General features: G+C 33.7%; 14 protein-coding genes. 5 read left to right on the top strand and 9 right to left on the bottom strand.

Going from position 1 to position 12655, the window contains the following annotated elements:
- Nucleotides 1-191 precede the first annotated feature (191 nt).
- Nucleotides 192-647, bottom strand: coding sequence for a hypothetical protein (locus tag ACX12B_RS05415; RefSeq protein ID WP_459353023.1), 456 nt, complete (start codon nucleotides 645-647; stop codon nucleotides 192-194).
- 103 nt (nucleotides 648-750) lie between these two features.
- Between ACX12B_RS05415 and ACX12B_RS05410 the strand changes: the two genes are divergently transcribed.
- From ACX12B_RS05410 to ACX12B_RS05395, 4 genes are all read left to right on the top strand, one after another.
- A complete protein-coding gene (locus tag ACX12B_RS05410; RefSeq protein WP_459353022.1) occupies nucleotides 751-2844 on the top strand; it encodes an AAA family ATPase in 2094 nt (697 codons plus the stop codon).
- A gap of 91 nt (nucleotides 2845-2935) precedes the next feature.
- Complete coding sequence (locus ACX12B_RS05405; protein ID WP_459353021.1) at nucleotides 2936-5077, top strand: biofilm-associated protein; 2142 nt, start codon at nucleotides 2936-2938, stop codon at nucleotides 5075-5077.
- Nucleotides 5078-5116: 39 nt separating this feature from the next.
- Nucleotides 5117-5629, top strand: a complete 513-nt coding sequence (locus ACX12B_RS05400; protein WP_459353020.1) for an adenine phosphoribosyltransferase — start codon at nucleotides 5117-5119, stop codon at nucleotides 5627-5629.
- Nucleotides 5629-6420, top strand: coding sequence for an S-methyl-5'-thioadenosine phosphorylase (locus ACX12B_RS05395; protein ID WP_459353019.1), 792 nt, complete (start codon nucleotides 5629-5631; stop codon nucleotides 6418-6420). The genes ACX12B_RS05400 and ACX12B_RS05395 overlap by 1 nt, the downstream gene beginning before the upstream one ends.
- On the opposite strand, the gene ACX12B_RS05390 is transcribed toward ACX12B_RS05395, so the two are convergent.
- The 4 genes from ACX12B_RS05390 to ACX12B_RS05375 are packed head-to-tail and all read right to left on the bottom strand — an operon-like array spanning nucleotide 6417 to nucleotide 7740.
- Entirely contained in the window at nucleotides 6417-6701 is a 285-nt protein-coding gene (locus ACX12B_RS05390) for a hypothetical protein (RefSeq protein WP_459353018.1), read from the bottom strand. The genes ACX12B_RS05395 and ACX12B_RS05390 overlap by 4 nt on opposite strands.
- A gap of 8 nt (nucleotides 6702-6709) precedes the next feature.
- Nucleotides 6710-7108, bottom strand: coding sequence for a hypothetical protein (locus ACX12B_RS05385; RefSeq protein ID WP_428325719.1), 399 nt, complete (start codon nucleotides 7106-7108; stop codon nucleotides 6710-6712).
- A 21-nt stretch (nucleotides 7109-7129) separates the two neighbouring features.
- On the bottom strand, nucleotides 7130-7480 hold the full coding sequence (locus ACX12B_RS05380; protein WP_459353017.1) for a hypothetical protein: 351 nt from the start codon (nucleotides 7478-7480) through the stop codon (nucleotides 7130-7132).
- Nucleotides 7481-7518: 38 nt separating this feature from the next.
- Nucleotides 7519-7740, bottom strand: coding sequence for a hypothetical protein (locus tag ACX12B_RS05375; protein ID WP_459353016.1), 222 nt, complete (start codon nucleotides 7738-7740; stop codon nucleotides 7519-7521).
- Nucleotides 7741-7810: 70 nt separating this feature from the next.
- Here ACX12B_RS05375 and ACX12B_RS05370 point away from each other — a divergent pair, with 70 nt between their 5' ends.
- Nucleotides 7811-8269: an Hsp20/alpha crystallin family protein gene (locus ACX12B_RS05370; RefSeq protein ID WP_459353015.1), complete on the top strand. Its 459-nt coding sequence runs from the start codon at nucleotides 7811-7813 to the stop codon at nucleotides 8267-8269.
- Here the strand turns inward: ACX12B_RS05370 and ACX12B_RS05365 are convergent, their stop codons facing one another.
- From ACX12B_RS05365 to ACX12B_RS05350, 4 genes are read right to left on the bottom strand one after another with little or no spacing between them, the layout of a single operon-like run.
- Entirely contained in the window at nucleotides 8270-9382 is a 1113-nt protein-coding gene (locus tag ACX12B_RS05365; RefSeq protein ID WP_459353014.1) for a DNA topoisomerase IV subunit A, read from the bottom strand. It lies immediately after the preceding gene.
- Entirely contained in the window at nucleotides 9369-11252 is a 1884-nt protein-coding gene (locus tag ACX12B_RS05360; protein WP_459353013.1) for a DNA topoisomerase VI subunit B, read from the bottom strand. Before ACX12B_RS05360 ends, ACX12B_RS05365 begins: the two co-directional genes overlap by 14 nt.
- Nucleotides 11239-11811, bottom strand: coding sequence for a KH domain-containing protein (locus ACX12B_RS05355; protein WP_459353012.1), 573 nt, complete (start codon nucleotides 11809-11811; stop codon nucleotides 11239-11241). The genes ACX12B_RS05360 and ACX12B_RS05355 overlap by 14 nt, the downstream gene beginning before the upstream one ends.
- A complete protein-coding gene (locus ACX12B_RS05350) occupies nucleotides 11808-12587 on the bottom strand; it encodes a serine protein kinase RIO (protein WP_459353011.1) in 780 nt (259 codons plus the stop codon). Before ACX12B_RS05350 ends, ACX12B_RS05355 begins: the two co-directional genes overlap by 4 nt.
- Nucleotides 12588-12655 lie beyond the last annotated feature (68 nt).

Below are 12655 nucleotides of genomic sequence, written 5' to 3'. Positions count from 1 at the left end.
TTTGCTTCTGCTTTCTTTGCTGTTTTTGCTTTAGACTTCTTAGAAGAGGAATCTAGTACATCTTTTTTCTTTTTTAGAGCATCAAGTTCTGCTTTGATTTTTTTTGCTTCATCAACTAATTCATCTTTTTTCTTTGCCATCAAATCACCTTATTTTTTAAATTTAATTTCATATTTTTCATAAAGTCATTCCTATTTAACAGTAAATTCTTCACTAATGGAGATATTTGTTAGGTCTTCAGAAACCATTTCAGCCACAATTTTGTATGAACCTGCAGTGTCAACCAGTTTAGAGAACTTTTCCCCTATTGGAATTAGTTCGTTTCTTTCACCAAAACATTGTTCAAAAAATCCACCTTGGGTAACTACATCTTTTCCAGAATAAATTGTAACATACAAATCTCCACAATCAAAATGAGAATCAGAGATTTGAACAGATATCTCTACAGGTTCAGAAGTAGAATATGATTTCGAGAGTCCAATTATCTCAATATCAGAACCGTGAGAATCTCCCGAAAAAGACATTGAAGGCATCATGTTAAGTTCCCGGTCAGGCTCTTGAAGAATATCACCCATAACAGCAGAACCAAAAGCTACTGAGAAAATTACGGGTAAGATAAATACGACAAAAATTTTCTTTGATGCCATTTGGTTTTAAAATCACTGTTTCCCCTATATCTATTTAGCAAAACCATTGACTTCAGATCAATTTGACGAATGAGTTAAATCGTAGCCGGCTAAATATCGCTAGATGCGACTTAGAAAATTCAGAGTTAGAGCATATCGTTGCATTCATGATTCTGGAGAAATCACAGTTGGGGATTTAGCAGCATTTGTTGGAAGAAATGAAAGTGGTAAAACAACCATTCTTCAAGCGCTAACTCTTTTGAATCGAGATGAAGAAGTTTCAGAGTTAGATCTTTGTGATGAAATGAGTGAAGAACTCAAAGATGAGATCAGATTAGCAGAAGGAGAATTTGAATTAAATCAAAATGAAATGGAAATGCTAAAAGAAAAATTCCCAGGACTACCAGAAATTAAAAAAATTAGATTGTTTAGATCAAATAGAAATCCCAAAGTACAGTATGAGTTTGATGATATTGAACTTGGAGAGGAAGAAAATAAAGGACTTAATTCATGGGAGAATTTTTCAAAACAAATAATTGAGTTTTTAGATACAATTCCAAATCACCTTAGAATTCAAATTGATACGTCCTTTTTTGAGGGAGGGGTTCCAAAAAATCAAGAATCATTTGACAGAGGAATGGCAGAGTTTAGCAACCAATTCCACGTCATTGCAATTCAAGAACCCAAAGTAATTGAAGAATGGGAAAAAATCTATGAGAGTCCAGAAAATCAATTTTCAAATTTACTTAGTGGAAAAAGTGAAAAAACTGCACTACAAAATTTCATAGAATCAGAACTACATCCAAGATTTGTTTACTTTTCAGATTATAAAAAAATCTATGGAAACATAAATCTCAACGAGTATCTAAGAGAAGAAAAAGGTGATAGAGCAGACTCTATTGAATATGTAGAAGAATTCGACAAGGCTGAGACAGTTAGAAATCTCTTCTATCTAGCAGAATTAGACATGAATGAGTTAGAAGAAGTCAAAGAAAGCCCATCAAAATGTATCAAATTACTAAATGCGGCAAGTAACCGATTAACTAGAAAATTAAATCCAGCATGGAAAGGAGATCCAATCCATGTAGATTTGAGGTATAATCCAGGAAACATAATGAGTGTTGTAATTTCAGATGTTCACAGAGATGGAACAGTAACTAATACAGGATTACTAAACAGAAGAGCAGAAGGTTTCAAATGGACATTTTCTTTTATTGTAAACTTTGCAGCAGAAACACAAAGAGCAGAATTAAAAGAAGCAATTTTACTTTTAGATGAGCCAGCAAGAAATCTTCATCCAACTCAACAGATGGGAATTTCAGATTTGTTAAAGAACTTGGCAGGATCTAACCAAGTTTTGTATGCAACACACTCACCATTTATGATCTTTGATTACACTCCAGGAAACTTGCTTGTAGTAGAGTTGGATAAACGAAAGCACCTAAGTAGAATATTTTATGATTATTGGAATGCTGATGATAAAACACTAACACCAATTTTGTACGGATTATCTAGAGGTCAAGTAGAATCTATCGTAGACAGAGAGATAGGAACAAACTCTAGACCTGTGATTATTGTAGAGACAATGTCTGATTCAATGTATCTAAATGCATTTGACAAATTCTTACAAGATCCAAATATCTCAATGAATCCACTTAATGTTGTTGCAGCACATAACAAAAATTCAGTTTTGCCTTTGGCAATTTTTTACAGAAATCATGGATACAGAACTTTCATTCTATTAGATAACACTGAAGAATCCAAACAAATTTCAGCACAACTAGTTTCAAATGAATTTTCACCAGTTCAAACAATTTTCTTTGAATTGGAAGGTAAAAAGTTAGAATCAATTGAAGATTATATTGTTCTTGAGGACTATTTGCATCCAGTAAACCAGACTTATGAGATTAAATTGAGACAGGAAGGATTCTCAAATCTTACACCTGAAGATGTACTATCAAAGGAAGGCAAGGGGAATTTAGAGAAATTAAGGAAAATTTGGCAGGAGCATAGTGATGATGATTGGGGTAGATTCAACAATGAAGATATTACCAGATACATTTGTGAAAAAATCGCACTAGAAGAGACTAGTTTTCTATCAGATAAAACAAAAGACCAATTCAGATCATTATACAGGCTAATTGCAGAACGAATTAGACAATATCAAAATGTCAATACAAAATCAGATTTAGATAAATTTCAAAAGGCCAAAGCTTAAGAAGTTTGCTCATGAAAAATCCTGAATTTAAAAATAGAAAAAGAGGAAAAAGACTTTAAGGTTTAAGTGAGAGATGACTAGTTTGAATATAATGAATAAATCCTCTATGAGAGGAATTTTCCTTTCAGCAGTATTATTATTTTCAATAACATTAATTTCAATTCCAGATAATGCATATGGTGAAGAGATTAATGCTAACAGTGTCGGTCTAGAGGAAACAACAATCATAGAATTTACAAATAAACTAGATAAGGAAATCAATACTTTTAGAATTTGGCTTGGGGCAGATTTTAATTTTAAATCATTTAAAACTGAAAAAGGATGGATTGGTGAAAAAACACCACAAGGAGTTATTATTTTTACAACCTCAGAACCCATCAAAAAAGGTGAATCAGTAAAGTTTGGTGTTAAAACAGATAACAAAAATCCAGGAATTAACTGGAAAGCAATTGACATAAAAAATGAACAACAAGGTATGGGTAAAGTACTACCAAAAGAATTACCCAAAGTTATAGAAAATAAAGAGATCAAACCAACAAAGAAACCAGAAGGAGCAGGAATTCTTTCTGAATCAAGCTTTAGAATTGTTCCAGAAAAACCCAATGCAGGTTCATCTATTAGAATCACTGGAGATAATTTTGGAGCATCACAAGAATTTGATTTCTACATAGATAATTCAAAAATTGGTAGTTTTGTAACAGATGAAAAAGGTCATTTCATGACAACAATGAAAATTCCTGAAAATCAAAATGCAGACAGAGTGGATTTTAAAGTTAAAGATAGTAAGGGAGAAGAGAAAAAGATCAGTCTAAGAATTGGAGAAATAGAAAATAGAATTCCAGAGACAGATAACATCAAACTCACAGTCAAAGGAATATCAAATGTAATTCACAGAGGTGACTTTTTAGAGATTTCAGGTACTGGAAAACCTAACAGTGCAGTTACTGCAGAAATAAAAAATTCAGACGGAGATATAATTAATTCAAGAACAGCTGAAGTTGATTCCAAAGGAAACTGGAAATTATCAGAACCGATCATTATTCCATTAGACACACCATTTGGTAAATACAGTGTAAAAATCACAGACGGTAGAGAAAATATCCTAAAATCATGGACTGTGGAATCCGATAAGAAAATAATCATTGTACCATCAAAATTGAAATTTGACCAAGGAGAAGTAATGAAATTTAATGGAACAGCATTGCCCAACAAACCAATTGAAATTATTTTAGAGGATCCTCTAGGTAAAGAGTTATTCTCAAACATAATTCATTTAGATGAATCAGGATTTGTAGAGTTCAAATATGCAACAGAGAATTCATCACCTAAAGGAACTTACACATTAATCGCAACACAAGAAAAAGATACAGAATTTATATTTGCAGGATTAGGCCAATTACCAACAATTCCTGTCAACTTAGAATTTGATGAACTCAATTATAGTTCAGGAGATACAGCAATAATTTCAATTACAGGAAAAGCTTCTGAAATTGTTAATTTATTAATCATAGACCCATCTGACAAACCAAAAGGAGATTCCATCTCGATTACTTTGGGAGGAGATGGAACTGCAGAATACCAACTTGATTTATCAGGTTATGCATCAGGTGTATATTCAGCAGTTGTTAGTAAAGGAAGTGCACAAAGTGCAGAAGTATTTACTGTTGGATTACAGACAGGTTCAGGAGACATTTCAATTAATACGACAAAAGTAAGTTACACTCCAGGAGATTCTATATTAATTTTAGGAGATACGGGAAAGAATGTATTACTTACTGTTACATTGACAGATCCTAACGGAAATGTCGTGAAAACAAAAGAAACTTTTTCAGACAAAAATGGAAAAATTTCCGAGAGTTCGTTTAGAATCCCATCAGATGGAAAGAGTGGAATGTGGGCAATTAATGCAAAAAGTGGTTCAAATTTTGATACAATAGAAGTTGAAGTGTTAACAACAATAACAGAAGGTATTCAAATTACGATCACAGAAGGCCAAAAAATACCAGGATTTGGAGATACATTACAGATTAAGATAGTAGGAGTAGAGCAAACAGTTAAGATCGATATCATTGCGTCAGATGGAGAGATAATTGAATCATTATCATTCCAAGCATCATCACATGGAGAAATAAACCAGCCATGGATAATTCCCAAAGAGACAGAACCAGGAACATATACAATCAAAGTTTCTGATGCATTTAATTCAGCGGAAACCACTTTTGAGATAAATTAATCTCAAACAATTTTATTTCACCTGAATTTAGTAACAAGCATGAACCTAAGAGACAAAATTGCAGAATATCCAAATTTTCCTAAAAAAGGGATTTTATTTAGAGACTTTAGTCCAATCCTAAAAGATCCATCAGCAATGGAATCAATTGCAGATGAATTTTCAAAGTATTTTCATCCAAAAAATATCGACATATTTGCAGGAATAGAGTCAAGAGGATTCATTCTAGCATGTATTCTAGCCATCAGATACAACAAGGGTATGATGATGATTAGAAAAGCAGGAAAATTACCTGGAAAGACTACAAAAATTTCATACACAATAGAATATGGAAAGGATACCATAGAAGTTCAAAAAGATATCATTGAAGAAGGGCAAAGAGTACTCATCTGTGATGATTTGTTAGCTACTGGTGGAACGGCCAAGGCATCTGCAAAACTAGTTGAAAAAGTTGGAGGAAAAATTGTTGGTTTTGCATTTATCATAGAACTAACAGAACTTAATGGAATAAAGGGAATAAGCAAGTATGATTGCAAATCACTGGTGAAATACTAATGGAAAAAGATGTTGAGATTGGAATTTTTGGCGGTACTGGAATTTATGATTCAGGATTACTTGAAGATGCAAAAGAAGTAGATATTGATACACCATATGGGAAGCCATCAGATACAATTACTGTTGGAACATTCAAAGGAAGAAAGATTGCTTTTCTCCCAAGGCATGGAAAAAAACACGCCATTCCACCACATAGGATTAATTTTAAAGCAAACATTTGGGCATTCAAAGAACTCGGAGTTACAAGAATTATTGCACCTTCTGCAGTAGGCAGTCTAAAAGAAGAATTAGCACCAGGTCACTTTGTATTGCCATCACAGTTTCTAGACTTTACAAAATCAAGAGATGGATCATTTTCTGAAGATGGTAGAGTTATTCATATTTCAGTTGCAGACCCATTCTGTCCAGAATTGCAATCATCAATTGTTGCAGTTACAGATAATCAAAATACACACATCCACAAAGATTGCACATATGTCTGCATTGAAGGTCCAAGATTTTCTACAAAAGCAGAATCCAAATTCTACAGAACAACTGGTGCAGATATTATTGGAATGACACTAGTTCCAGAATGTCAACTAGCAAGAGAAGCACAAATTTGTTATGCATCAATATCTACAGTAACGGATTATGATGTTTGGGCAGAAAAACCAGTTACTGCAAAAGAAGTTTTAGAGACACTTTCAAAAAATGTTGAAGGTACAAAGAAGATACTAACTGAGTTAATTGAAAAAATCCCTAAAACAAGAAGTTGTACTTGTGCTAAAGCACTAGAAGAAGCAGAATTCTAGTCATCAACAAATGACTCTTTTTTGAGTCCTTCAGGTAAAGACATATCACCTTGAAGTAGATTTTTTTGTAGTTCCATTATTACTTCATCAACATCATAACCTAGTTTTTTTAATTCTTTTTCAGTATATTTAGAAAGTTTTGCCCCAACATTTTGTCCGCCAATTCTACCAAATGCTATTGCTGTAAAGCGAAAGTCATTGTTATCTATTGTAAATTTACCATTAATCTTTGCAGCCATTTGACTGCCATGAATGTCATTGATGTGAACTTTGAGTTCCATTTTAAAAATTAAATTTCCACTGCTTTGTTGACATTATCATCAATCAAAAAGCTCCAGTGTTTATCATCTTCAACTTTGTAATCTTTTACTGTCAAAGGAATAATCTTCTCATCAAGGCATTCGTGCTTGATTTCACCATTTTCTTTTAATTTTACCAATTTCCACTTGTATTTTCCTTGTTGTAATTTACAAACTGTAACTCCCCATTTTGCATCAGGGTCAATTTTTGGCATTCCTACAAGATCAGCCAATTCTTCAATTCCGAGTTGTTTTTCTTCACAGAATCTCTTCTTGCATACACCACAACGCCAGACATCAACTGAGCCGATGGTTCTCTCATCGATATTGATGTTAACTACACCAAAGTAAACAGGCTGATGCTTGCAAGTTTCAGTATCAATAGTCAATGCTGTTCAAAAATCAAAGTGTTATTTAGTTCTTGCATCATCATATGGTTTTTCTAAAACTACACCTATGCTATCAACAATTTTGTTTCGTTTAAATTCTATATTTTCTCGCTCACACATTCGTCTGTACATGTTAACTACAGTAAATCTGGGATGCATTGCCTCAAATTCAGTTTCAGAGATATCTATGAAAGCACCTAAATTCATTAGATCTTTTGCTGCAGTTTCTGCATCAGTTAGAGAAATCTTTAGTTTTTCTGAGATTATTTGAGGAGTCATTTTTCCATAACAAGTTACAAGCAAATACACTCTGGCTTGAATAGAGTTTAAATGAATTTCAGAGATTAGTTCATCTTCAATTTTAGAGTCCATAATTTTTCAACTATTTTCTTTGTAAAACACAGTATATGTCATTTTTTGACTAGAAGTTTTTTTGCTATCTTCAAAGAGAACCCCATTGCAATAAAATGAACTATCGCACCAGCAATTGCTCCAATCATAACATCATCAAGGAAAAACCAAACCAGTACAAATGCAACAAGTGATGGAATAGTAGTAATTATAGCCATAATACTTCCGCGAAGTATGATCTCTCGCTTTGTTAGTTTTGGAGATTTTTTTTCATCAGACAATAGCTCAAATTTTAAAAAATGGTAATAAAAACCAAAGATACTTTATATTTGGTAAACCCAAATTTTGACTGTGTCTAGTTACAAGGGTGCATATTCAAATGAGCAGTCATTGAATTTTGTAATTCCAATTATTGTTATATTATTTTTAGGAATAATCTATATCATGACTCAGAGAGCAGATTCAGGATTTGTTAGTTTCTTTCTAATTGGAGCTGCAGCAATTACGATGTTTTACTGGGTTAGAGTCTTAAAAAAGATGACAAAAGACCAAAAGCCACTATACACACAATCAAGAGAACAAGAACAAAAGAATTGGGTATATGATTTAATTAAAGATGCAGGAGAATTTGTCTTTGTTGCCGAAGTCCCAGGACCTGAGGACAAAATTGCAGTAAGACTAGTAGATGGAATGCTCTACATTAGGGGAACTGCTGGATTTTCAAAAGAAGTTCCAATAGAAGGTGCAAACGATATGCAGATATTTGATTTCAAATATCGTAACGGAGTCTTAACCCTTAGAATAAAATAGCTATAGACTTTTTGCTAGTTCTAACTTTTGTGGCAGATACTTGTCAGTAATGTTAGTAAGACCGTACTTTGCAAAGGCCTCTAGTTCTGCCTTTCTCTTTAATCTCAAAAATACTTCTAGTTCCTTTTTCCAGATACCGGATTCATATCTTGGGTCTTTTTGCAAATCATAGCATCTCTTAATGTCAGACTCTGTCATTGGAATTGTTGGCAGTTTGTATTTTTCAATATCAGTAGCCCAAACTCCTACCCATTTTGCATCAGGGACAGTTAGTTCTCTGAGATGTGCAGCATTTGCAGAACCAGATTTGATTACCATAGCAATGTGTTCTCCATACACATCACCGTCAGTCAAAATAATTACAGGTAGTCCCATTTCATCATGTAGACGTTTTAGTAGAGTTCTAGTAGAACGTGGGGCTTGTCCTCCAGTGTTAATAATAATGGATTTGAATTTTTTATCAACTTGTTCTTCAACAAATCTTGTAAAGAGACCACCCTTCTCAATTGCGATTACAATTTCAGCACTAGTATCAACTAGTTCAGCTGTAGTTAGACTTGGTCCAATGGAATAGCCATCAGGGTGATTAGATAGATTCATTGATTTGCCCTCATATCCAGGAATGGTATACTCAATATTCAAATCACCAAAGATAGAGCTTCTCTCTTCAGGAAAGATATGAAAATCCTCTCTAGGTCTTGAGGTTACTGCCTCTAAATCCACAATAATATTATCTGACTCAGATTGGTCATCAAATTCTATTGCAAATGCTTGTGAGGAATAATATACATCTCTTAATGTAGATGATTTTTTCTCTTGAGTTAGACGATTTGCAAAAAATGCCAGCCACATTAGTTGTGTAAATGAGCGGAGTTGTGCTGAATTCTTTGCACTTCTTAATGCAGTAGAGTTTCCTAGAATGTATTGTCGTAGTTTTTTATCATAAACGATATTACTAACAGAACGGCTAGGGATGGAGAATTTTGGGAATTGGCCATTTTCCAAATCATCATAGATTTTTGCACCATGACTTTTTAGAGATTCTAGAATATTCTTTTGTTTTTCTTTAGCTTTTTTGCTAATGTCTCTTGCTCTTTTCTCACTTGCTTTCAATTGGTTGTTCCTCCTCTACAGGTTTTGTTTCAGTCTTAACTTCAACAGGTTCTAAATCTTCTAAAATTTTCTTGTAATTAGGTTCTTTTTTCTTTCCAGCTAGTTCAGTACAAAACTCTGCGATCATTGGAATATATTTTGCATAAAGATTAGCTCGTTTCTTTGCCATTTCTGCTTGTCCTCTCTTTGACATGAATGCTGCTAGTTTTCTTGATAAGAATTGTAATCCTAATCGTAGTTCACGTTCTATCTCTTGTCTGTCTGCAACGTTTTCTTTTCCTGCAGTCTTGTAAGGAATTCTAGTTGAACAAATATGAGATACTATGATAAATGGAGGATCACCTTTTACTTTGTATCGTCCCCAATCAGTGTCATTAACGACTTTGAGAACTACATCACTGCCCTCATCATAAAGTAACGGAATTCTATTTGCATATCGATACACATGAGGACCACCAGTCTTGATATCACCACCATATGCTATACCCATCTCAACGATAAATGGAAATCCCGAATATGCTGAGGCTGGACGTTGGACTACTGCAACAAAGTCAGGATTGAAGAATTTTTTGATTCCTTTTTCTAATGGTTCTTCACCTAATGGGGCCAAACAACTAGAGTCAGGAGCCATGAAATCATCGAATTTCTGAAGTGAGTCACTCAAGTTTACAAGTTCTTGGTTGGTAAAAGTACCCATGCGTTTTTCAGGCTTGAATCCTGCAAACTCTGCAAATTTTACAGCAGTAGTTGGACCGATTCGTTGGAATCTTTTTGTAAGAAAAGTTGTCAGTGGTTCACCTTGAACAGTGTTGGTTAGTTGTTTGTAATACTGACTTTCAGGATCCATCTCAACTGTTTTTGATTGAGAGTCTCCAAAGTCCCAATAGTGTAATTTTTTGTTTGGAACATCAAGATCTTCAATTCTAATTTTACTTAATTTTTCAAAATCCATTTTAAGAAAGGACAACAAAGCTATCACTACACGCACCTGTCTAGAAAGATTTTTCCATTTCTTTTTTGCTTTTGCCATGATTGCAGAAAAGCTAAGATTTTGTTTTGATAATCCCAAATCTTTTCTTACCTTTTCAATCATTATATCATCAATTGTTGGAATTTCAAATTGAGATTCAACTATCATTCTTCTAATTCTCTCAACATCAATTCCATGTGGATGGGGTCTGATAATTGTTGGAGGTGGTGGTATGTCTTTTACAAATCTAGAATGTTGGAATTTTTGTCCTTTAGGATCATCAAATGTAATTGTTGCATAAGGAGTAATTAATGATGTTTCATAGACGTAATCTCTAATTTTGTTTCCTGCTTTAGAATAATCTCCCTCTAAACAAATACTTACAGAAAGTCCTTTCTTAGAAGCTTCTTTTGTATTGTGTTTTACAATTACTGGTTTGTTCTTTTGAATATCCAATAATATTTCAAACTGGTTTTGAGTTTGTCCATCAGCACAGCTTTTGACAATTACTGGTTTGTTTGTTGTAATCTGACCATATAGAATTGCCATTGTTGCACCAAGTCCAAACATTCCTCTTGCTTGTTTTAGTCCAAATTTAGAACCATAAAGAACAGTTCCAAATGCAAGTGGGATGTGTTTTGCGTCAACTCCAGGTCCGTTATCTTTTACAGTCAAAATGTAGGGTTTTGGGTCTGGTTTGTCAGGATCTACAGCCTTGATTGTTAGATGCACATCAGGCAGTATTCCCTTTTGATCACATGCATCAAGGGCATTTTCAACAAATTCCCTAACAGCAGTGTATAGTGAACGGGTAGGATTACTGAATCCAGCCAAATCACGATTACTATAGAAAAACTCACTAGGAGAAATTTGATTAAATTTTTCTTTAATAGAAGACATCTTGATCTTCCCACAGTTTCATTTTTTCTTGCTTTTCTTTTCTGTTTGCAGCTTCTAGTTTATCATAAACTGCACCATGCATGCTTCCACTAGAAATAGAAGATATTGCATCAACTGCTAATCGTAATTTACTTGCATCGCCAATAATTGAAACTGTTTTTCCATAAACTGAGATATGAGTACTGCTAAGGTTTTCCATATTTCTTCTTGCTCTACCACCTTCTCCAATAATTCTCCCTTTTATCCTTTCAACATTTGCATTAGATTTTCCAGCAAACTCTCTGAGATCTATTACGTGCAATGTGTTTTCGCCCTTTAACAAAGTCATAGCGTTTTCAGGAGAAAACCCTCTACCAATTGCGGTAACAATTTCCATTGCTTTGAATGGTTGAATCTTTTCAACATCACCAGATGATTTTATGAGAACCTCACCAGTCTCCCCATCAATATCCAAAGTTACATGACATAGATTTTCAATTTTAGATTTGACATTTCCTGATTTGCCAATTAGTACTGCAATTCTATCATTTGGTATACGTAGTAATTTCTCAAAGCTCATTTTACAATATCCTCAAATAGTTCATCTGGATCTTCAACAGAAACCCCTCTTTTTTTAAAAAACCTTGTAATGTTATTAATGTCTCTCTTAAGAAATTCTTGAGCATTAGGGTGTCTCAAATCGACTGCAGAACCCAAATCAAAAACTACCAATCCTTTTTGAGTTTTGAATACATTATACTCTGAAAAATCACCATGGACCAACTTTGCTTTCTGATACATATCTTGGATAATTTGGATTGTCTGGTGATAGTCATCTTCATCTACTTGTGAGTCCAAGAGTTGTTTTGACGGTGCACCTTTTTCACCCACAAATTCCATTGCAAGTACATTATTTGTCAGATAGAGTGGTCTTGGAACTGAGATTCCAGCCTCAAAGCACTGAGTTAGATTGCGATATTCCTTTCTTGCCCAGAGATAGACAAGATTTTTTGTTCCTTTTTTTAGATTAGAGAATCTTGGGTCACCAAGTATGTATGGCTCTCGTTTTTTAAAATTCGAAGTACTAACAAGATAAATTTTCAAGGCCACATCAGAATCATTCTCATCTACTCCCCAAAACAAAACAGATTCTTTTCCAGCACTTACAGCACCATTGACATATGCAATGACATGATCTGTAATCATTTTGTATAGAGTCATAACAGTTGGTTTGTCTAAAACTTCGTTTACCACTTTGCCTTTTTTAAAACCATCATCCAAAGTTTTTCGTTTAGCCTTTGAAATTAATTTTTTATCTAGTTTTGATTCTAGTTTTTTACTTAGTATATCAGTCATTAGTTTGTAATACCTCTACTAGATAAAATGAATTTCTTTTTTGAAATGAACATGTTTTGTGTAATATC

This window comes from Nitrosopumilus sp. S6 (genome assembly GCF_054515815.1).
Note: the sequence above shows the minus strand (reverse complement) of the source record. Positions and strands in the feature narration are given on the sequence as shown.